Genomic DNA, 22,711 nt, shown 5'->3' on the forward strand with positions numbered 1-22,711 from the left:
GTTAAGGTTATTTTTCCTCCGCCTTGCTATGGAAAAATTATAAATTTAAATTAAAGATTTTCCATAGCAAAGCGGAGGAAAATCAACATTTACTTTTTACCAAAGGTAAAACCCTTCACCTTTGACAAGCGTAGCTATGTCAAACCCTTCACTTTTCACATAGTGAAAAAGTTAACCTTTTAACGTGCAAAGCATCGTTAAAAACCTTCACTTGAGTTGCTTCGCAATATTTAATATTTATGTATAAAATAATTTTCTGCAACATCCCTACGTATAGGAGTGGTTCTTTAATGAAAAAAGTAGCAGTAGTATTTAATGGTGGTACGATTTCTATGAAAATAGATCCTAAAATCCACGCAGCCGTACCAAGCTTATCTGGTGAGGAAATTATGTCTATGGTTACAGGTATAGAGGACTTTGCAGAAATTGAGTCTTATAACTTTTCAAATGTTCCAAGTCCGCATATGTCTCCAAATGACATGATGAGTTTATCCTTCTATATTAAAAAATTATTAAAAAGGGAAGATATCTGTGGAGTTGTCGTAACTCACGGTACAGATTCACTTGAAGAAACCGCTTATCTTTTAGACTTAACTATAAATTATGATAAGCCAGTTGTCGTTACTGGTGCCATGAAATCCAGTTCAGAACTTGGTTATGATGGACCTGCTAATTTATCTGCTTCTATATGTACCACAATTTCAGAAGAAGCAAAAAACTTTGGAGTACTAGTTTGCCTAAATGGAGAATTAAATTGCGCAAATGAAGTTGTAAAAGCAAATTCCATGAGTTTAAATGCTTTTAGAACACCTGGATTTGGTCCAATTGGTGTAGTTGATAACAATGAAATTCTTTTTTACCGAAACAGGGTTGAAAAACAATATATAGACACTGATAAAATAGAATCAAAAGTTGATCTTATAAAATGTGCATCGGGTATGGATTCAAGCTTTTTGGATTTCAGCATAGATAGAGGTTCTAAGGGATTAGTTATTGAAGCTATGGGCAGAGGAAACATCCCTCCTCTTATGGTAGATGGTGTTAAAAGGGCAATTGATAAAAACATTCCTGTTGTACTTGTATCAAGGTGCTTTGAGGGCAGGGCACTAGACACTTACGGATACCACGGTGGCGGAAAAGAACTTAAAAATATGGGCGTTATTTTTGGTGATACCTTATCTGGTCAAAAAGCTAGAATTAAGCTTATGCTTGCCCTTGGAAAGACAAATGATTTAAGCTATATAAAAGACTTGTTTGAAGCAGGTCACTATAAATAGACAACCTTGCGTCTAACAAACACAATGAAGGTAATTTATCCAAAATTAAAGGAGGTAAAAGCTGTGGATTTACGTGAAATAATAAAAAGTATTCCTAAAGCTGAGCTTCACTGTCATATAGATGGAAGCTTAAGACCAAAAACAATACTTGAAATATGCTTAAAAAATAAAATTGATATACCAACCTCAAATTTAGAAGAATTAAAAAAGCATTTTGAAATTATAGGTGAATGTGACTCACTTAAAGAGTACCTAGAAAAATTTGATTACCCTATAATGGTAATGCAAAAAAAAGAAGATATTTATAGAGTAACTCTAGAACTTTTAGAAGATGCAAGTAAGGACGGAATACGATATATTGAGCTTCGGTTTGCTCCATACTTTCATACAGCCGGTGGACTAAAAGTAGAGGAAGTTGTTGAATCTGTTCTTTCTGCTATGAAAGCTGCTGAAAGTAAATATAATATTTATTCTGGTCTTATTTTATGTGCAATGAGACATGAATCTGTTTCAAAATCAATTGAAGTAGTTAACCTTGCAAAAAATTACATGAATAAAGGAGTCGTAGCAGTTGATTTAGCTGGAAATGAAAGTGATTTTCCACCAGAACTGCATAAAGAAGCCTTTGATTTAGCCCACAAATATGGCCTTAATATAACAATACATGCTGGTGAAACTGGAATCTCAGAAAATATATTAAAATCAATTAATATACTTCACGCTAGCAGAATTGGACATGGAGTTTTCGCTTACAAAGATCAAAATACTTTAGATTATTTAATAAAAACTAAAATTCCATTAGAAATGTGCCCAAAAAGCAATGTTGATACAAAGGCTGTTACTGAATACAAAAAGCATCCTATTAAAGACTATTTAAAAATGGGCATCAATGTTACTCTTAACACTGATGATAGAACTGTTTCCAATATAAATTTAGTTGATGAATACATGAACCTTATAAACATCCTTGATTTTTCTTTGGAAGAAACTTTTCAATTGGCAAAAAACGGAATAGAAGCTTCCTTTGCACCAAAAGAGATTAAGGAGAATTTATTGAAAGAACTGGAAAAATTCAGAGTACAGAGTACAAAGTACAGTGAAGGACAATTTTCTGTTAACACAGAAAATTTAAAACTTAATGGGCTTACGCCCAAACCCTCTGGGGCTGTCGCACTAAGATTGTTTAATAGATAACTTATAATTATTGGGAACCTTTATTCAGAGTACAGAGTACAGTTAAGGATGATTTACCTTTCCTTACGTCAGGTAAATTTTAAACTTAAATGTTGTTCAGCGAGGCTGACAACATTGATAATATAGCGATTGCGTAAGCAATCAAAAAATAAGTTATTAGATTTTCTGTAGCAAAGCGGAAGAAAATCCTCCTTCACTGTACTCTGTACTCTGTACTTTGTACTCTGTATTAGAATATTCCCAGCCTCTTCCTCCTATAAAAAGGTTCAACTTCTTTTACTGCTCCTTCAGTCCAATCATCCATTTCCATTACATCAAGGCATATTTCCTCCAAATGCGGAAGAGCTGCTTCCTCAATTTCCTTAAATATCTCATTTTTATTATCATCATCATCAAAATCTACTATTATCAAATAACTTTTCTTATCATTGCTTAACATAATTCTTAAATAAGCTTCATAGATATCTTTCTCTTTTTTCATATACTTTTTAATAGCTTTTATCATTTCATCTGGGTATTCTTCTGGCTCCTCAAGCGTAATCTTAGTATCTTTTTTTGTAGAACCCTTACCTAAAGATGTAGACATCAAGGTATTCTCTTTATCCCTATACTTTTCAATAGTTGCTTTAGCTTTTTCATCAATACGTAAGCAAATTCCATCGCAATTAACAACTATACCTTCCATCTCTTTAGATAAAGCAAGTAAATCATCATAAGTTACAGTATTTGTATTCCATTCATTTTTATCATATGCTTGTTCAAATTCTGTCCTATCCGTAAAAACTGGAATCCAAATTTTATTATTCTTGTCCATTAAACGTGCAAATTCCGCCACGGAATCCACCTTTACACTCGTAACACCATCCTCATCGGTATACGATTGTTCTTTTTCTTTTAACTGAGTTGGAACTAAGTACCTTGCAGTAATAACTTGTTTAAACATATTCCCTTCTAATCTATTAAGCTCCTGATTTTTACCGTCATAATTACTCTTTGAATAAAATTTTTGAAAAAAGTTAATCGCTGCATACTGTAATTCTGGATTTATTAAAGACATATTTATACCTGAAACGCCGCTCAAATCCCATGTTGAGAATATCTCATCTCTATTAACCTCAGCGGTATATTCTCCATTATCCACTAATATCTTTTTTATACCTATCCTATGCAAATCAACAAATTCGCCAATTGCTTCCATCTTACTTATCGTTTTCATTTTAAGCATAATTAGCTGCTGCCTAAAATAATCTTCTGCTTTATCAGCATATTCCTTTTTAGAAAATATCCACGCCCTACCTTCACTATCTACATACGGATAATTAGTATTTTTATCATAGGCAATATAAAACTCTCCTATATTTTTTATTTTGTCTTTCAATATTCTATAAAATACCTGAATTTTTTTATCAAAATTTATATTAGGGAATTTACCCTTGCTTTTAAAATGCTGCGCCGAATAAATTAAAAATATAATCTCTTGAATATCTATATTTTTTAATTGCTCTATGGACATTTCATTGCTTAATAAAAATACTTTTCCTATTTCATTTTTTCTTTCTTCATTCATGCCCTCATCTCCAATATATCGATATACCAGCTCAACTATTAAAATTCATGTGAACAATAATGCCTATAAGACGGCATTTTGGTACAAATAAATTTTAAGTTTCACAATGGTTTATCTTTAATTAATCTTTCATTATACATTATACCAAATCTTACACGAATTTAATTCAAAATTTGATATAATATAACTGCATTTATCAAAAAATTAAACATTGCGAACAAAAGTGTAGTGCAAAATCAAAGAACCTTTGGCAGGTGCAGAAAAATGATGTTAGTGAATAGCGGCTCAAAATCCTAAATAAAATTAATAAAACTAAGCGGCAAATTTTTTAAAGCTTAAGAGCTTTCGATAACTCGCAAAAATACGCTCAGACAATCTAAAGCTCTAAAGCTTTAAAAAATTTTCCACTAAGTTTTATACAATTTTATTTTAGAAATTTTTTCGCCACTATTCCCTAACATCATTTTTTTCCTACACCTGCCAAAGGTTCTTTGATTAATCCACTACATCCTTGTTCTCCAATGTTTAAATAAGTTGATCAATTAATATACCAATTAACATCCTTTAGCATATTATCTGGTAAAAAATCAAAGTTTCTGCACTAGCCAAAATTCCGTAGGCACGGAGGAATTTTTTCCTTTAAAACCATGTACATTGCGAAATAAGTGTGTTGTAGGATGATTTAAATAAAATTTTATAAATCTTAGGTAAAAAACTTTAAAAGCCTTAGACGTTTCAATTGTCTGAGCTTCTTTTTAGCGAGTTATTGAAACTTCTTAGGGTTTTAAAGTTTTTTGCCTTAGATTTATTAATTTTATTTAATATCCTGCAATACACTTACTTCGCATTAATTTTACTTAATTACACCTTTTAAATCATACAATTGTTCATTTCTTTGGCCTCCAAAGCCGTTACTTTTTGAATTTGATGTTGAACTTGAATTACTCCACTCACTTGAAGCAACAGCCTTACCATTTTTCTGAACCCATTGAAGTATTGAGTTGTTACTGCTGCCACCGCCCATGCCGCCAGTTAGTACATATCTTATTTCTCCATTTTTAATCATTTCCTTAAACTTAGCTAAGGTTATTGTATTGTCACTTCCTGAAAAACCTCCAAGTGTCATTACTGACAAGTTATCGTTTAATATTAAGCTATCGGCACTTTGAGATGAAGAAACTACAAGTGCATATTTTTCAGTAGTAATATTATTTTTAAGAAAAGTTACTAATTTTGAATTACTTTGAGTATTTTCTTGACCCATGCCACCTGCTTGTGAGCCACCCTTACCGCTATTCATTAATAATTCTAAGCCTGCAGCTGGCATATTATTTGATACCGCATATTTTAAAGTTGCTGCCGAACCAACAAATGGCATAATTAAAATTCCTGTAAAAGCTAAAGCCGCAAATGCTGTCTTTAATTTTAAATTTTCATTTTTAATAAATTTCGCTGCACAAAGTGCTATTGAAAATACAAATGTCATAATAACTGCTGCTATTGAAATACCCTTTACCAAACTTGAAAGACTGCTTATAAAATATGATAATTCAAGTGCTTGTGCTGCACCATTTATCATAAGCGCTACTGGTAAAATAAAACCCTTCCAGCCGCCTTCTTTATAAAGTTTCCACATTGAGGTAACACCTATACCTGTTAACGCTGCTGCTGGTGCTGCCATCATTGTTAAATAATAATTGTGAAATAAACCCTTTGTAAAGCTGAAATATATAAATTCTGGGAATAACCATAAAAACCACAATACTATTGCTCTCTTTTTCTCAGTATCAAGTACAAATCTCAATTTTTCCTTAAGTGCTGCTGCTATAAATCCTAAAAATGCTATAGGTAAAAACCACATTATTTGGTCCGACAATATATTTTTGGAGAATAACCTTTGGAATCCAGCTGTTGTTTGGCCTCCAAATGTACCTGTGAGTTGTGTAGAACCATTAGCTCCACCAAATCCACCGCCCATGCCACTTGGTCTTTCCATTTTCCCACCGCTCGGCATTTGACCTTTAGGTCCTCCTTGCATTCCTTGATTGCTGCTTCCTGAGGAACTTGAACTATTTTGACCACTTGGTGGCTGTCCTTGAGTTCCATTGAACGAATTGCTTTGATTTCCACTAGGCATCTGTCCTTGACTACCGCTTTGTGACTGTCCTCCAGGTCCTCCCTGCATTCCACTTGGCCTTTCACCTTTCATTCCACCACTTGGAGGAGTTCCACCGCCGCCCATTCCAGATGAACTGCTGCTTAATCTTTCTATTCCATTGTGACCTACTATAAGTTCAATTTCACTATTGTTCGTACTACTTCCTACAAATGGTCTGCTTGAAGCTGGAACCATATCAACTATAACTGCCCAAGAAAATGAAACCATAACTAAAACTAATGTTCCAAGTACTAAATGCACTATTTTTTTCTTTAAAGAAACTGTGTTACATAAAAGATATACTATATATATTGCTGGAGCTACCATATAAGCTTCAAGCATTTTTATATTAAAACCAACACCAACCAAAACTAAACTTATTAATAAGAACTTAAATTTTCCTTTTTCTGCTGCTATAGTAAGTGCCCAACATGCAAATAGTAATGTCATAACTAAAGTATTATCTATTGTATTGTTTCTACTTACTGCAACAAAAACGGGTGTTATAGAAAGGCATAATGCTGAAATTAAAGCAGCTGCACTTCCAAAAGATCTTCTAACAATTCTATATAAAACCCAAACCGCAATTACTCCTGCGATGGCTTGTGGTAATAATATACTCCAGCCATGGAAACCAAAAATCTTTGCTGAAATAGCCTGAAGCCAAAAGCCTAGTGGAGGTTTATCTATAGTAACGTAACCTGATGGATCATAGGCTACAAAGAAGAAATTTTTAAGACTCATAGTCATACTCTTTACACCTGCTGCATAATAACTATTTCCATATCCCTCTATTCCTATGTTTACAAAATTCAGTATCGCCGACATAATTAAAATTAAGGTTATTACAATTCGCTCTTTTGTAAGCTTTATATTCTTAATCAATTTTAACTCCTCCTCTATCTTTTGAAATATCAATTATAATCTTTAATAAATATCCAAATATTAAAACATTTAGTGCGGATGTAACTATTAATACTGGTGTATATCCTGTTGAACCTCCAATTAAAACATAGTACGTATTTGCAAAGACTGTAATGCTAAGACCAATTGCAGCCATTAATATTCTCCTATCCTTAAGATAAATATAAGCTAAAATTGATAATGCAACAGCTGGAAATAAATATCTCTCATGCATGCTGCTTGCAAAGGTAAATACACCCGAAATCTCAAGAAGCGCAACTGCTGGAGCCATAATTTTGTTATTTCCCTTAATGTAAATAATAAATGATATTATTGTTACTAATATAATAAAAATCATACCTAAATTGTGATAAGTTATTCCTAAAATTGTACCACTGTCACTTGCATAATTTTTTCCTATTAAGCTAAAGAAATTGAAAGCATTAACTGACGCATATGGATATTCTCCAACTGTGCCTGAATACAACTTGAAAAGCCATGGAATTCCATTAGTTATTACGAATGGAATTGCTATTATAACTGCTACACTTAATCCTATCAAAGCTGCCTTTATAAATTCCTTTATACTCTTTAATCTAACAAGTTCAAAGAATAATATTGGAAGAAAAATTATTCCCTGTGGTTTCATAAGTACTGCGGCTGAAAAAAATATTGCTGAAATTCCTACTTTTCCTTCTGATAACATGTAAATTCCTAAAACAAGAATCATAGTAAAGAAGGAATCTACCTGTCCCCAAACACTTGCATTAACTAGTATAGCTGGGTTAAACAAATAAAAGCTTGATAATATGATGCTTAAACTGCGTGATAAACGCTTGTTTGCTAATTTATATATAAGAAACGCTGTTATAATATCTGCAAATATTGAAGGTAATTTTAGTAGCAAATTAAAATATGAGCTAAAAGCCGATGTATTTCCCATTTTGCCAACTACAGCTAATACATACATATACAAAGGTGGATAATCAGCATTTCTTGAATTTGAATATACCGTTGTTAAACTTTTACCGGCAGATACCGCCCAATCTTTAAATAAGTTTAAATCCGATGAAAATGATGGCAATATTACTGCTATAAATAATCTTAAAAATAATGCTATACCAATTAAAACTGGTATTAAAAACTTCTCACTAATTTCAAATTCCTTAATTTTTTTATGAGCTGCCATAATAAATAAACAAATTGAAGAAATTACAAATATAATTGAATATATAATAACCTCTATAGAATAATTGCTCGAACTTCCATTTCTATTTTGAAAATTACTACCGCTCGGTCTTCCCTGTCCATTCCCCTGAAAGCCGTGATTCTTAGCATTGTTCACTTGTGAACCACTTTTACCTTGCTGCATATTAGGAGGCTGCTGACCCATATTGTTATTAAAACTCTTGTTAGTTTTCGAAGAACTATTGGGCGGCTTACCTTGTTGCATATTATTATTAGAACTTTTATTTGATGCCGCTCCACTTGGCGCCATTCCTTGAAAACCAACTTGATTTTGACTAGATAATTTATTTCCATTTAATTTATATATTTCATAACCACTTGAAAACATCAATGCTAAAAGTACAAAAATCAAACTAACTTTAATTGCTACACTTCTTTTAATGTTATTCATCTTACCCTCCCCTTAAATAAATTTATGCTGCCAACTTTCTATGCCTCTTACCTTTAAATATAAACAAGTTATAAACCACGTAATTAAATACTTGTAAAAACAAAGTTACAATAATTTTGGCTGCATATGCATTCATGTGAAATTTGTTGCTTAAAATGTTAAGTCCCTCAAGTGAAATTCCAAGTGAAACTAAGTTGGTAAAAACAAATTTTACTAATTGAGCTACTGTGTTGTCTTTGTTTTTATCTGCCTCCTCTGTTTTCTCATTAAAGGTCCACAACTTATTTAGCACAAAGCTATTTATTACACCCATGCTGTAACCACCAACTTGGGCCAAAAGCTTATCAACTCCTAAAAAACCTAATAACACTGAAAAAACAGCAAAATCTACACCAGTATTGATGCACCCAACAATTCCAAACTTTATAATTGATTTATATTTTTCGTATAAGCATTTTATTTTCATCTTCAAAACCTGCCTTTTCACCAATGATATAAAGAGGTCTTCCTTTTGCTTCATCAGCCATACGACTTAAGTATTCTCCCATTATTCCAAGTGTTATAAATAATCCTCCAATCAAGAAGAAAATTAAATCTATAACTAAACTCATACCTGAAATACCGCTTTTTGTAAAAATACCTTTAAAGATTTCAATGATAGCAAATAAAACACTAAAAGCACTTATTGTTCCTCCCACATAATTGGCGAATTTTAGAGGCTTATAAGAAAATGATGCTATACCATCAGAAGCAAATTTAATCATCTTTTTAAGAGGATACTTTGTTTCACCTGCAAATCTTTCTTTTCTTATAAATTCAACTCCAATTTGCTTATATCCAACCCAACTAACAAGACCTCTTACATATCTGTTGTGTTCCGGAAGTGATTTTAATTTGTCACATACTTTTCTATCTATTAATCTAAAATCACCGGTATCAACTGGTATATCAATATCTGTCATACTCTTTAAAATTCTGTAAAAAGCCTTAGCAGTAAACTTTTTAAAAAAAGTTTCCCCATTTCTCTTAGCTCGTTTTCCATAAACTACGTCATAGCCTTCCTTCCACTTTTCTATCATTTTTAATATAACCTCTGGTGGATCTTGAAGGTCAGCATCTATAACTACTACTGCATTTCCGCTTGAATTATCCATTCCTGCTGAAATTGCAAGTTGATGTCCGAAATTTCTTGAAAAACTTAGCAATTTTATATTTGAATCCATATCACAAATGGTTTTTGCTATTTCTACTGTTCCATCCTTACTTCCGTCATTTACAAAAATTATTTCATAAGTTTCCTCTGTTGAATCCATAACTTTTTTTAATCTTTTGTAAGTTTCTCCTATTACAAGTTCCTCGTTATACACTGGAACTACTATTGAATATTGAATTCCTGACTTCCTCATTTTTAAAACCTCCTAATATCTATATTTAAACTGAGTTTGTCATGTATTTGTCTTCGTATCTATCTGATGTTTTAATCTTACAATAAATACCTAGTATAAATCTCCGCAGAATTGTGGCAAATTTGCGGTATAATATTTTTTTCAATGATAGTTTTCTTTGTTCATGGTAAACTATAAATATAAATCAAACCAGGGGATGTCGGACAAAATTATTTAATACACAAATTTTAAATATTACGAACCTTTTTTCAAAGTACAAAGTACAAAGTACAGAGTACAAAGAAGGATGATTTACCTTTCCTTACGTCAGGTAAATCTTAAACTTAACTGTTGTCAGCTTTGCTGACAACAGTAATGATGCGATTGCGTAAGCAATCAAAAATAAGTTATAAGATTTTCGGTAGCAAAGCGGAAGAAAATCATCCTTCACTGTACTTTGTACTTTATACTTTGTACTTTGGTCTAATGCTTCGCAATAATTTTAAGTTACGCATTAAATAATCTTAGTGCAACAGCCCCATTACAGTATGAGGTGAATAATCGTGGAGAAAAAATTAATTTACATTGCCGATGACGAAACTAATATTAGAAATATTATAAAGTCCTTTCTTTTAAAAGAAGGCTTTGACGTTGAAACTTTTGATGATGGAAGCAAGCTATTTGAGGCTTTTAACAAAAAGAAAGCAGATATGCTTGTAATAGATATAATGATGCCTAATATGGACGGATATTCCCTATGCTCCCTTGTGCGTCAGAAGAGTTCCGTGCCAATAATAATAGTATCCGCAAAAGACACTGAGCCAGACAAAATAGCTGGTCTTACTCTTGGCAGCGATGATTATCTTACAAAACCATTTAGCCCCATGGAACTCATCGCTAGAATACGAAGCATTTTTAGAAGAATAGAATTAGACAGTTCTAATAGTTGTGCACCTTCTCAATGTTTATCTATTGGAGATGTTAAAATCAACTCAGACCTAAAACAAGTTGAATTTAAAGGAATAGACATTGGTCTTACAAAAATGGAATTTGAGGTTGTATATTATTTAACGGTTAACAAAAATAGAGCCGTAAGCCGAAGTGAACTTTTAGATAAAATATGGGGCTTTGAAAATGAAGTTGAAACTAGAGCAACCGATGATGCTATAAAAAGAATAAGAAAAAAGCTTTCAGATGTAGGATCAAATTTAAAAATTGATACAGTATGGGGATTTGGTTTTAAAATCGAAGATAGGGAGTGATACAAATGAAAAGCAGTACAATTAAGGGTAGAATTTTCAGATACAATCTAGCAATAACACTACTTTTAATTATTCTTACAACCATAATTTTTAATTTTGCTATTCGTTTATACATTGAAAAGGAAATTATCGGTCAGTTGAATAAATTGTCAAGTAGTGTAGAAGGAACAGCTCTTGAACATGGTCCTGATTTTTTTAAACCAGATGGCACTAACACTCCACCACCAAAACCTTTATCTGGAGACTATATGAAACCTCCAACCACTGCCAAAACAATAATTTCTTCTACTTCTAACAAGGCTTCTGATCTTTTTAGATATTATTTTATGCTAGATAGGTCCTTAAGGCAACCTCTTTCTCTTTTAAACGCTGACTTCATACTTATTGATAAAAATAAAAATGTAATAAATCCATATTCAGATGGAACTAACAAAACATCTAGTAACTTAATTTCCAAGCTAAAGAGTGAAATAGATACTTCTTCAAAGAATACAAATAAAACAATAAGGTTTTCTGTATCTGGAACACAATATGCTGCTGTTGTAAAACCAGTGTCAGATAAAAATACCTTTGGACTTGGCTGGATAATTATTTATTCAAGCAGTATTCAAAAGATAAATCAACTTCAGTTTTATATAAATGTTATACTTTTTAGTATTTTAATTATCTCTGCTTTAATTACAGTTTTATTTTCTTCGCGTATAGCAAAAAAAATATCAGAGCCTGTTTCTTCTTTAAGTGAACATATAGGTTACATTGCAGGGCGAAATTTTGGTGAAAAAATTGACATGCCTGTAGATGCCGAACTTCAAGGTCTTGTTAACAGCATAAATATCATGTCTCTGAAATTAGAAGCCTATGATAAAGCACAAAAAACATTCCTTCAAAATGTATCACATGAATTTAGGACACCTCTTATGTCTATTCAAAGTTATGCTGAAGGAATAAAATACGATGTAGTCGATGCTAATCCTGCTGCTGATATCATAATGGATGAATCTAAACGCTTAACTCACCTTGTTGAAGACTTACTATATCTTTCTAGGCTTGATGCTATAGAAGAAAACTATGACTATGTGGAAATAGACTTCATAGAACTTATCGTAAGCTCAGCAGAACGTTTAAGCGCTATTGCAGCTAAAAACAATGTAAAAATTTCAGTCAAGAATTTAAGTAAGAATATTATTATATACTCCGATGAAGAAAAGCTATCAAGGGCAATTACAAACATAATAAGCAATTGCATAAGATATGCAGAATCAACTGTTACTATAGTTTCTAACCTTACCCTAGATAATATGCTTGATATAACAATTTTCGATGATGGTCCTGGTTTTGATGAGAAAGACATTCCACATATATTTGATAGATTTTACAAAGGCAAAAAAGGCAAATTTGGTCTTGGACTATCTATAAGTAAAAACATAGTTGAAAAACTTCATGGCACTATTACTGCTGGAAATGGGAAAAAAGGTGCTTTATTTTCAATACAAATACCAATAAAAAACTCATTGACATGATAAAACATTTTTAGTATACTTAGGAACATAATTGCATACTCGCAAAAGGGAGTAGTTTAATAGATATTGTCAACATAGTGGTTTAAACATAAACCTGGCAATATCCACAAAATGTGAAACGAGACTTTTGGTGTACTTAAAGATATATTTCAATCTTCTAGATTGTTTATCTCTTATACACTAAAGGTCTTTTATTTTTTTGTCTAGGAGGAAAAGAAATGATAATAACACTTTTAATTATGCTTGCTGCAGCACTTTTAATTTACTTTAGCTGCGAATTCTTCGTTAATGGGGTTGAATGGGTAGGTAAAGCCTTTAATATTTCTGAGAGTGCAGTTGGTTCAGTGCTAGCAGCATTTGGGACGGCCTTACCTGAAAGTATTGTAACCTTTATAGCTGTTGTATTCGGAAAAAATTCAAGTCAAAAAGACATTGGCATTGGCTCAGCTTTAGGTGGACCACTGGTTTTAAGCACAATTGCCTATGCCGTTGTTGGCATTAGCATACTTATTTTTAGTAGTAAGAGAAAAGCCGGTACCTCCATTAACAACAATAATTCAAAATTAGCAAGAGATCAAGCTTGGTTTATGTGCATTTTTATATTTAAAATTGGGCTAGGCCTTGTAGCTTTTGCAATAAAGCCTTGGCTGGGGTTTCTATTTTTATTAGCCTACGGAATTTACTTTTATAAAGAAATGAGTACAGATACGGTGGAAGTTGCTGAAAATTTAGACCCATTAAAATTTAGTCCCAAAAGCACGAATCCTAAGAAATCCTTAATTTTACTTCAAACTCTATTAGCACTTATACTTATTTTTATTGGCTCACAAATGTTTGTACATAATTTAGGTACTTTAAGTACAGCATTAGGAATGCCACCACATATGGTTTCCTTGCTATTAAGCCCCGTTGCAACAGAGCTTCCAGAAACCTTAAATGCAGTTATATGGGTAAGGCAAGGCAAAGAAAATTTAGCTCTTTCAAACATCAGTGGTTCTATGATGATTCAAGCTACGGTGCCAAGTGCTCTCGGAATTATTTTTACTCCTTGGCTACTTGATAAATCCCTTATGCTTTCAGCTATTATAACCTTTGTAGCTATTTTTTCATTATGGATAACCTTAAGGAAAAGTCATTTATCAGCTAAAAGATTATCGCTTAATGCAGTGTTATATATTGTTTTTATTGTTGGTATTATCTACATAAGAGGCTAAATACATACAAGTTGAAGCAGAGAAATTACAAATACCAAGTGTATCCTGTTAAATTACAATTTGTCGAGGAGAAGCCAAAGTACAAAGTACAAAGTACAGAGTACAAAGTACAATGAAGGACGATTTTTTTCCGCTATCGCTACAAAAAATCTCAAAACTTATTTTTTTATTGCTGCGCAATTGCGCCATTGATGGCGCTCAGCGAAGCTGACACCATTTAAGTTTAAGATTTACCTGAGTAAAACGAAAGGCAAATCCTCCTTCTTTGTACTCTGTACTTTGTACTTTGTACTCTGCTTTTCAAGTGGTTTCTCCATTAAATAAAGTGTGAAATCAAAATTAGTCCTCCAACTATCCAGCAATAATAAGAAAACGGACGCATAGCATTAACTTCTTTTTTGTTAAACCAACGCATTAATATATTAACACTTATAAGTGCACATATACCTGCTGCAATTCCACCTATAATTCCTATTTGTAATACTGGACGATTAGATGGTTTAAATAACTTAGGAATTTCAAGCACGGATGCACCTGCTATAATAGGAGTAGCTAAAAGCATTGAGAAACGTGCTGACTCTTCATGCTCCAATCCCATCCAAAAACCAGCCGTAATACTAGCTCCTGATCTTGAAAATCCAGGAATAAGAGCTAGAGATTGAAATAATCCTATTACAGCAGCCTGTTTATAAGTTAAATCTTCTACATTTTTATTTCCCTTTGAAGCTGCTTTTTCACCTACAAATAGAAGAATACCATTTACAATTAAAAATGCTGATGCTGCCAAGGCACTTCCAAATAATACTGTAAGTTTCTTTTCAAATACAAAACCTATAATTGCTGCTGGAATTGTTCCAACTATAATTAAAAATAATAGCTTTTTTGAATCTTTACTATTAAAAATAGATTTTATTACAGCTTTCCAATCCTTCCAAAAGAAAATAAAAAGCGCTACTGATGTACCTAAATGCATCATGACAACAAATGGAAGGAATTTTTCCTTTAAAAATGTAGAACTAATATTCCACCCAAAAACATATGGAGCAAGCACTGAGTGTCCAGCACTGCTTATAGGAAATAATTCCGTTATCCCTTGGACAATTGCTAATACTAAAGTTTGTATAATCGTCATTAATTTTTCACCATCCTATGCGATATTAAATTAAGCAAATAATTTTGCTTTAATTAATATAATTCATCAACATTAAAATTACATTAAATTAATTTATTATCACATTAAATGCTAGTATTATATACAAATAATTCAATTTATAACATTATCACTTAATCTTATAAGCCCACTTATGAGAATCGACCTTTTCAAAAGTAGTTTTAAAAATATCATCTTTACCCTTAGTACTAACATTAAACATCTTATCAAATTTTTCATTTCCAAAATGATATGGTACTACTAGCCTTGGCTTTTTCTTAATATTTTTAATTGCATCTACGGCCTCAATCGGAGACATGTTAAATGCACCATCTATAGGCAAAATTACCAAATCCACATTTAAATTTTTTAATTCTTGTGTAGCCTCAGTATCTCCAGCTACATAGACTTTACTTCCTTGAACATCAATTGTATATCCAAGCCATTCATTTTCCTTAGGATGATTTTTATTGTATGCAGGAACAGTCTCAAAACTTATACCTTTAAAAGCATACTTTTCATTTATTTCAACTTCAATAACTTCATTGTACATATATCTATCAATTAACTTCTCAATTTCACTCTTTATGCTTTTATTATTTGGATCATCTGTTTTTATATATCGTGGGACTATTATTGTTGTACAACTCTTGATAACCTTTTTAATATTTTCTATAGAAAAATGATCATCATGTGGATGTGTTACAAAGATAATATCTGCATCAAAATAATTCTCAGTTATATCAAAAGGATCAAAGTACACTATTTTATTGTCAATATCAAATTTTATACATGCATGTCTTATTTGCTTAATTGAATTTAATAAATTTTCACTACTAACTAACATAGTTCAATCACGTTCCCTTCAGCTTTTAAATATTTTTTACCTATACTCTGAAAAACTTCTAAGCCACTTAAAATTTCTTTTCCAAACTCCGTGAGAAAATATTCAACCCTTAGTGGATACCCCTCATAAGTATTTTTATCTACAATTTTACAATCCATAAGCTCATTTAAATGCTGTAAAAGCATCTTTTGATTTATTCCCTCTATATCTTTATTTAAAGCTGCTAAGCTTTGTTTTCCAAGTCTAAGTCTCCATATTATTATACATTTCCATTTTCCCGCTATCATATCAAAAATTAATTCAAGTGGACAAGTATACTTATCTCTGATTTTCATCCCTTATCACCTCATAAATACTATAACAATTATTTTTTTAAATATCCATAACCCACTTTTTTGTAGGTATAATAATTATTATTTTATTGCATGTATAGACTTTAGTTGAACTGGTTTCACAATATAAAGCATATTTGAAAAACTCAAAAACTTATGTTATCATTATGGTAAAAAACATTTTAAATTTAGGAGGATTAATAATGAAACCAGACCCTGACCCGTCTAATATCGCTGGACAATTAATAATAATCGTCATTTTAACCTTAATTAACGCCTTTTTTTCTTCAGCAGAAATGGCTATAGTTTCCTTGAACAAAAATAGAATAAAAAAGCTTGTAGCTGAAGGCAATAAAAAAGCAGTACTTCTATTAAAACTTATAGAAGATCCAACCAAATTCTTATCAACCATACAAGTAGGTATAACCCTTGCTAGTTTTCTTTCTAGTGCAGCTGCTGCTACTGGAATATCTAAGGAATTATCTGCTTATCTAACTCAAATTAATATTCCATATAGTGAAGAAATATCATTAATATCAGTAACACTAATATTATCTTATATAACCCTAGTATTCGGTGAATTATTCCCCAAAAGAATAGCTCTTCAAAAATCCGAAGCAATAGCACTTTTTTCAGCAAGACCTATATTATATGTATCAAAAGTAGCAAATCCTTTTATAAAACTACTTTCAATGTCAACTAATATTTTGATTAAATTAGTTGGACTAAAAAAAGAAGGTTTGGATGAAAAGGTATCAAAAGATGAAATCAAGTCAATGGTGGAAGTTGGACAAGAACACGGTGTAATTAACGAAACCGAAAGAGAAATGATAAATAGCATATTTGAGTTTGACGATAAACTGGCAAGTGAAGTTATGACTCCAAGAACTGAAGTATATGCAATTAACATAGATAATCCCTTAGGTGACTACTTAGATGAATTAATAGAAGAAAAATACTCCAGAATTCCGGTTTATGAAGATGACATAGACAACATCATTGGAATTCTTTATATGAAAGATTTCTTAGTGGAAGCTAAAAAACATGGCTTTGAAAATGTAAATATAAAAAACATTTTACGACCAGCATATTTTGTTCCAGAAACTAAAAATATCAATAAATTATTTAAAGAACTTCAAACATCTAAAAAGCGCATAGCAATTTTAATCGATGAATATGGAGGCTTCTCAGGTTTAGTATCTATAAAAGATCTTATAGAAGAAGTAATGGGAAATATCTCTGATGAATACGACACTGATGAACCAGAAATAAAAAAACTTGATGACTCTACTTTTATAATTAATGGCAGGCTTGCACTTGATGATTTTAATGACTACTTTAATACCGATATTGAAAGTGTTGATTATGATACAATAAGTGGTTTTGTAATAGACTTACTTGGTCACATTCCTAAGGGCCCTGAAGAAAAAAATATAGAATATAAAAACATAATATTTAAAATAGCAGAAATAAAAGAAAAGAGAATTGAAAAATTGAAGTTATATATTAAAAATGAAACTTCAGAATGCAATGGTGAAGCAATAATGTCGTAGGACATTATTGCTCTCACCTAAACCGTCTGCTTAAGAAAATCCAAATTATCATTCTTTGGGCATTTTTCACAAGGATAAAACTTGCATTGAGCGCAGCTCGCTAGTTTTCTCGCCTTGCAACACTTTCTTATCTTGCAAGCGCTAGTCATCTTCCATTCTGATTCTAAACAGCCTGTGCAATAAATTTCTTTAGCATTAAGTTTACAATTTGGAGTTGACCACTCCTTTGCTAATTTTTTCTTTTCTTTAATATCTCCAGATATTGATACCTTGTAAGCAGGACATTCTCCGCAATTAATTCCACATGGCGATATCATTTTTAACTCTTTTTCCATAAAAACACCTCTTTATTTATTATTTTTTCCCCATACAATAAGTTCCGTTCTGCTTTTTAGCTCAAGCTTTTCAAGTACTTTTGAAACATAATTCTTAACAGTGCCTTCTGTAACAAAAAGCTCCTGTGCAATTTCCTTATTGCTTTTGCCTTCTAAGACATGCTTTGCAACTTCAAGCTCTCTTGGTGTAAGTGTTTCTAGAAGTTTTCCTTTTTCACTATCATCATTTTTAGGCTCAGAGACAGGTTTCAAAGAATTTAATGCATTTACAACTTTAGCAGTAACCTTAGGATTCAAAAGCATTTCACCTTGAGTGACACTTTTAATTGCCGTTAATATTTCCTTAGAACCAGAATCCTTAAGAATATAGCTGTCTGCACCATTTTTAAGTCCTTCAAATATATATTCATCTTCATTAAAAGTAGTTAATATTATAATCTTTACATCAGGATATTTCTCTTTCATAATTTTCGTAGTTTCAATACCATTCATAACAGGCATTCTTATATCCATTAGTACAACCTCAGGCATTTCACTTTCTACAATCTTTAAAAGTTCCTGCCCATTTGAAGCCTCCCCTATAAGCTGAATTTCTTCATGAAGGCTAAGTATCATCTTAAGCCCTTCCCTTACAATTTCCTGATCATCAACTATTACAACCTTTATCATAATTCCTTCCCCCCCACAGGTATAATTGCATCAATTATAAATCCAGTTCCATTTTCAGAATAAAACTTAACTGAACCCCCAAGTTCAGTTATTCTCTTCTCTATGCCAAGAGTTCCATTAGATTTTTTAATATTGCTGCAGCCTAAACCATTATTAGTAACTTTAAATAATATATTATCACAAGCCTTCTCTATTTCCACATTAAATTCTTCAGCTTTTCCATGTTTAATTCCATTTGTTATGCCTTCCATCACTGTCTTATAAATACAGCTTTTTATATTATTTGTTTCCTCTTCAATACCATCATACATCTTTAAATTAAACTTATATTTTTCATTACTCTTAAAATTTAGAAAAAGCTTATTAATTGCTTCATGCAAGTTATTTACTGATGAATCCTCCTTCATTACACTTACTACCTCTCTAAGTTTTACTATACAATTCTTTGACATAGCATGCGCTTTATTTATAACTTCTTTTGCTTTCTCAGGCTTTATATCTACCACATTTTCAGCATACTCCAAATTCATACTTAAAGCTATAAGAGAATGTCCTATTGAATCATGAAGCTCTTGTGCTATCCTTGTTCTTTCCTTTGAAACTGTAAGTTCCTCTATTTTGTCTGAATACTCCTTTAACTTTAAATTTGCATTGTTGAGTTCATCATTCAATTTTTCTGCCTTCATTTTTTCAAAAAATATGCTTCTCATTATAGAAACCACTATAAATATGCCAAAATAATTTAAAAATATTTGTTCTAAACTGAGATTATACCTAATTTTATACGGAATAGCATAAGCTATAAAATTAATAATCAAAAGAAACTTAGGAATTTTATCATCAAACATAAGTATGTCAACTATCAAAGTAATACTATATATTGATGTTCCTTGACCCATAAATTTATAAGTAAAATAAGCATTCATAGCACTGCTAAAAATAAATGACAAGCAATACCAAACTGACATGTAACTCCTAAAAAACTTTTCTCTTATAAAATCATTACATCCAACTATTATAATTAAACCAGCCATAATTGCTACTGAATATAAACTCTTATGGAACTCAGTAAATGCATTATAAAATATGAATAACAATGCCCCAAATCTCATAGTGTTTTTTATTAATACTCTACCTTTAGGAGATAAATAATCTATCATAAGCATTTCCCCCATTCTATTTCTAGATAAACCAGTTCAACTATTGAAATTCATGTGCCCCATAATGCCCAAAAGACGGCATTTTGGTACAAATAAATTTCAAGTTTCAAAGTGGTTTATCTCTAATTATATCACCATATACATGTCTTCTCTATATGACTAAAGTAATACAAAAATTGCTATCCAAAGTACTATGCAAATTGAGTACTTTGGTAAATATGAAAAGTACATCATTCAAAGTACAATTAAACCATAGAAAACAGGGAGGCGTTTAAGATGCTTGAATTAATAAATCTCACAAAAAAATTCGGTGATTACACCGCTGTTGATAATATAAGTTTAAAGGTAGAAGATGGTGAAGTTTTTGGACTACTTGGGCCAAATGGAGCTGGTAAATCTACAACAGTATCTATGATAAGTACAGTTAAAGCACCTACTAGTGGGGAAATAAAAATCAATGGTATGTCACTTAGTAAGAGCCCTATTGAAGCTAAAAAGATAATGGGAATAGTTCCGCAAGATATAGCCTTATATGGAGCCTTAAGTGCAAAAGACAACTTAGAATTCTTTGGCAGCCTTTACGGACTTTCAAGTAAAGAAATAAAAAAAAGATGCGATGAGGTTCTTGAGATAATTGAATTAAAGGATAAGAAAAATCAAGCTGTTGGTGAATTTTCTGGCGGTATGAAAAGAAGAGTAAATATAGGTGTTGCACTAATGAACAATCCTAAACTATTAATACTTGATGAACCTACTGTTGGCATAGACCCGCAATCTAGAAACCATATACTCGAAACAGTCAAAAGATTAAACGAAGAAAGAGGCATGACTGTAATTTACACAAGTCATTACATGGAAGAAGTTGAGTTTCTCTGCAAAAGAGTTGCCATAGTTGATCATGGAAAGCTAATAGTTCTTGGAACGAAAGAGGAACTTAAAGAAAAAATAGATGCTTGTGACACTTTAACTTTAAACTACAGCTCGGCAAACAAAAAAGCACTTGAAGCCATAAAAATTATAGACGGCATAGAAAAAGTAACTATTGATAAAAATGAAATTTATATGCTTGTATCTCCTAATAAAACAAATGCAATGGATGTTATTGATAAGGTTAGAGGACTTGGAATAAAACTTAAGAGCTTCAAATACGAAGAAGTAAACTTAGAAAGTATATTCCTTCAAGTAACCGGCAAATCCTTAAGAGAATAAAGAGGAGGAATTATTTTGATTAGATTATTAAAACTAATTTTGCTAGATTTAAAATTGCTTTCAAAAACTAAAGTATTTTATTTAAAATTAATACTTTTTCCAATTGCTATAGTCTTAATTTTAGGAACTGCCTTTGGAAATTCTGATTCCAGTAAGCCTGCTTCAAAATTCCAACTTGGTTTTTATAGCGAAGATTCTACTGTTACAGAAAATAATCAAAACTTCTCTCTTGGAGAAACTCTTAAAAGTGAAGTTTTAGAATCTAAAGATGCAAAATCGTATTTTACCATAAAAAAAATAAGCAGTTACAGCGAAGGGCAAAAAATGGTTAAAGATAAAAAAATAGCAGCCTTCGTATATGTACCAAAAAACTTTACAAAAGCTTATTTGGATGATACAAAAACCAATATTTCATTAATTGCTGATAATAGCAGCATCTTAGATAAAATGATTGTAAAAAACATTTTAGATAGATTCAATGAAAATATACGAACTATAAGAATTGAAGAAAATGAAGTTCTTTCAAAAGCTACACTTTCTACTCCTAATTTACAGTTTCTTATTAGTAAAATTCAAACTACAGACTATTCTTCTGAACTTTCTACTGTATCAACAAATAAAAATATTAAATCTGTTAGTGTAATGACATATTGTACAATTGCTATATGCGTGATGTTTTCAATATTAACCGCTCTTGAACTTTCTCACAGTATAGTTGAGGATAAATTAAACAATACTCAATTTAGAATAAAAACAACTCCTGCTCTCGATATTCAATATGCTCTTGGCAAAATACTTGGTATTATCCTGGCTATTACTGTGCAAATGTCCATAGTATTAACAGCATGTCATTTAATATTTGGTGCAGATTTAGGAAATCCTCTGTATCTTCTTATAGTAACTATTTGTTATGGTTTTACTGTAGGTTCCATAGTATTTTGTGTTGGCACAGTGGCTAAGGATCAAAGCTCTATATCAAGCTATGCTTCCGCTGTTCTTTGGGGCTTAAGCATTTTAGGTGGAAGTATTATTCAAAAGAATGCTCTCCCAGCTGCTCTTCAAAAAATTCAGCAAATAGTTCCTAACGGTAAAGCAATAAACTGCTATTTAAAAGTATGTGAAGGCAGTAATTTTATGGCTACCTCTGTAGATCTTTTAGAGCTTCTTGGTTTAGGCATAGTATTTCTTGTAATTTCAATGCATTTTTATAGATATACCGGCTCAACTACCAAAATCAATTTGCATCATAATGCCCAGAAAACGGCATTTTGATATAAATTAATTTTGAAGTTTCGCATGGTATATCTTTAGTTCAAAAACTGCAACAAAATTAATTG

18 protein-coding genes and 1 pseudogene are annotated in these 22,711 nt (G+C 31.6%); 8 read left to right on the forward strand and 11 right to left on the reverse strand.

What is annotated here, in order from left to right:
- Nucleotides 1–290: 290 nt before the first annotated feature.
- Together CUEA01_RS00885 and add are read left to right on the forward strand one after the other, a co-directional pair.
- Nucleotides 291–1,277, forward strand: coding sequence for an asparaginase (locus CUEA01_RS00885; protein WP_234117257.1), 987 nt, complete (start codon nucleotides 291–293; stop codon nucleotides 1,275–1,277).
- A gap of 63 nt (nucleotides 1,278–1,340) precedes the next feature.
- Nucleotides 1,341–2,345 (forward strand): annotated as a pseudogene (gene add, locus CUEA01_RS00890) (adenosine deaminase); the annotation flags it as partial.
- Between the two features lie 355 nt (nucleotides 2,346–2,700).
- On the opposite strand, the gene CUEA01_RS00895 reads toward add, so the two are convergent.
- The 5 genes from CUEA01_RS00895 to CUEA01_RS00915 form a co-directional block, all read right to left on the reverse strand.
- Entirely contained in the window at nucleotides 2,701–4,038 is a 1,338-nt protein-coding gene (locus CUEA01_RS00895) for an enhanced serine sensitivity protein SseB (protein ID WP_234117258.1), read from the reverse strand.
- An 853-nt stretch (nucleotides 4,039–4,891) separates the two neighbouring features.
- The gene (locus CUEA01_RS00900) at nucleotides 4,892–7,081 is read right to left on the reverse strand and encodes a glycosyltransferase family 39 protein (RefSeq protein ID WP_456237145.1); all 2,190 of its coding nucleotides are present in this window, start codon (nucleotides 7,079–7,081) and stop codon (nucleotides 4,892–4,894) included.
- A complete protein-coding gene (locus CUEA01_RS00905; protein ID WP_234117259.1) occupies nucleotides 7,074–8,738 on the reverse strand; it encodes a hypothetical protein in 1,665 nt (554 codons plus the stop codon). Before CUEA01_RS00905 ends, CUEA01_RS00900 begins: the two co-directional genes overlap by 8 nt.
- 22 nt (nucleotides 8,739–8,760) lie before the next feature.
- Nucleotides 8,761–9,204, reverse strand: a complete 444-nt coding sequence (locus CUEA01_RS00910) for a GtrA family protein (RefSeq protein ID WP_234117260.1) — start codon at nucleotides 9,202–9,204, stop codon at nucleotides 8,761–8,763.
- Nucleotides 9,173–10,144, reverse strand: a complete 972-nt coding sequence (locus tag CUEA01_RS00915; protein WP_234117261.1) for a glycosyltransferase family 2 protein — start codon at nucleotides 10,142–10,144, stop codon at nucleotides 9,173–9,175. Before CUEA01_RS00915 ends, CUEA01_RS00910 begins: the two co-directional genes overlap by 32 nt.
- Before the next feature lie 539 nt (nucleotides 10,145–10,683).
- Between CUEA01_RS00915 and CUEA01_RS00920 the strand changes: the two genes are divergently transcribed.
- The 3 genes from CUEA01_RS00920 (at nucleotide 10,684) to CUEA01_RS00930 (ending at nucleotide 14,119) form a co-directional block, all read left to right on the forward strand.
- Nucleotides 10,684–11,385 (forward strand): response regulator transcription factor, encoded by a 702-nt coding sequence (locus CUEA01_RS00920; protein WP_234122095.1) that lies wholly within the window; start codon nucleotides 10,684–10,686, stop codon nucleotides 11,383–11,385.
- Between the two features lie 5 nt (nucleotides 11,386–11,390).
- Nucleotides 11,391–12,905 (forward strand): sensor histidine kinase, encoded by a 1,515-nt coding sequence (locus CUEA01_RS00925; protein ID WP_234117262.1) that lies wholly within the window; start codon nucleotides 11,391–11,393, stop codon nucleotides 12,903–12,905.
- A gap of 218 nt (nucleotides 12,906–13,123) precedes the next feature.
- Nucleotides 13,124–14,119, forward strand: coding sequence for a sodium:calcium antiporter (locus CUEA01_RS00930; protein WP_234117263.1), 996 nt, complete (start codon nucleotides 13,124–13,126; stop codon nucleotides 14,117–14,119).
- Nucleotides 14,120–14,435: 316 nt separating this feature from the next.
- On the opposite strand, the gene CUEA01_RS00935 is transcribed toward CUEA01_RS00930, so the two are convergent.
- The 3 genes from CUEA01_RS00935 to CUEA01_RS00945 form a co-directional block, all read right to left on the reverse strand.
- Entirely contained in the window at nucleotides 14,436–15,251 is an 816-nt protein-coding gene (locus tag CUEA01_RS00935) for an undecaprenyl-diphosphate phosphatase (protein WP_234117264.1), read from the reverse strand.
- A 148-nt stretch (nucleotides 15,252–15,399) separates the two neighbouring features.
- Nucleotides 15,400–16,116, reverse strand: a complete 717-nt coding sequence (locus CUEA01_RS00940) for an MBL fold metallo-hydrolase (RefSeq protein ID WP_234117265.1) — start codon at nucleotides 16,114–16,116, stop codon at nucleotides 15,400–15,402.
- Entirely contained in the window at nucleotides 16,110–16,451 is a 342-nt protein-coding gene (locus CUEA01_RS00945; RefSeq protein WP_234117266.1) for a winged helix-turn-helix transcriptional regulator, read from the reverse strand. The genes CUEA01_RS00940 and CUEA01_RS00945 overlap by 7 nt, the downstream gene beginning before the upstream one ends.
- 200 nt (nucleotides 16,452–16,651) lie before the next feature.
- Here CUEA01_RS00945 and CUEA01_RS00950 point away from each other — a divergent pair, with 200 nt between their 5' ends.
- The gene (locus CUEA01_RS00950; RefSeq protein WP_234117267.1) at nucleotides 16,652–18,001 is read left to right on the forward strand and encodes a hemolysin family protein; all 1,350 of its coding nucleotides are present in this window, start codon (nucleotides 16,652–16,654) and stop codon (nucleotides 17,999–18,001) included.
- A gap of 17 nt (nucleotides 18,002–18,018) precedes the next feature.
- Here the strand turns inward: CUEA01_RS00950 and CUEA01_RS00955 are convergent, their stop codons facing one another.
- From CUEA01_RS00955 to CUEA01_RS00965, 3 genes are read right to left on the reverse strand one after another with little or no spacing between them, the layout of a single operon-like run.
- Nucleotides 18,019–18,336 carry a DUF3795 domain-containing protein gene (locus CUEA01_RS00955; protein ID WP_234117268.1) on the reverse strand — a complete coding sequence of 106 codons (318 nt, stop codon included), beginning with the start codon at nucleotides 18,334–18,336 and terminating at the stop codon, nucleotides 18,019–18,021.
- Nucleotides 18,337–18,348: 12 nt separating this feature from the next.
- Nucleotides 18,349–19,005: a response regulator gene (locus tag CUEA01_RS00960; RefSeq protein WP_234117269.1), complete on the reverse strand. Its 657-nt coding sequence runs from the start codon at nucleotides 19,003–19,005 to the stop codon at nucleotides 18,349–18,351.
- Nucleotides 19,002–20,165 carry a sensor histidine kinase gene (locus tag CUEA01_RS00965; RefSeq protein WP_234117270.1) on the reverse strand — a complete coding sequence of 388 codons (1,164 nt, stop codon included), beginning with the start codon at nucleotides 20,163–20,165 and terminating at the stop codon, nucleotides 19,002–19,004. Before CUEA01_RS00965 ends, CUEA01_RS00960 begins: the two co-directional genes overlap by 4 nt.
- A gap of 276 nt (nucleotides 20,166–20,441) precedes the next feature.
- Here CUEA01_RS00965 and CUEA01_RS00970 point away from each other — a divergent pair, with 276 nt between their 5' ends.
- Both CUEA01_RS00970 and CUEA01_RS00975 read left to right on the forward strand, forming a co-directional pair.
- The gene (locus CUEA01_RS00970) at nucleotides 20,442–21,374 is read left to right on the forward strand and encodes an ABC transporter ATP-binding protein (protein ID WP_234117271.1); all 933 of its coding nucleotides are present in this window, start codon (nucleotides 20,442–20,444) and stop codon (nucleotides 21,372–21,374) included.
- 15 nt (nucleotides 21,375–21,389) lie between these two features.
- Nucleotides 21,390–22,646 carry an ABC transporter permease gene (locus tag CUEA01_RS00975; RefSeq protein ID WP_234117272.1) on the forward strand — a complete coding sequence of 419 codons (1,257 nt, stop codon included), beginning with the start codon at nucleotides 21,390–21,392 and terminating at the stop codon, nucleotides 22,644–22,646.
- The last annotated feature ends 65 nt before the right edge of the window (nucleotides 22,647–22,711 follow it).

Origin of the sequence: Clostridium hydrogenum, assembly GCF_021432385.1 — a bacterium.
Classification (GTDB): domain Bacteria; phylum Bacillota; class Clostridia; order Clostridiales; family Clostridiaceae; genus Clostridium_S; species Clostridium_S hydrogenum.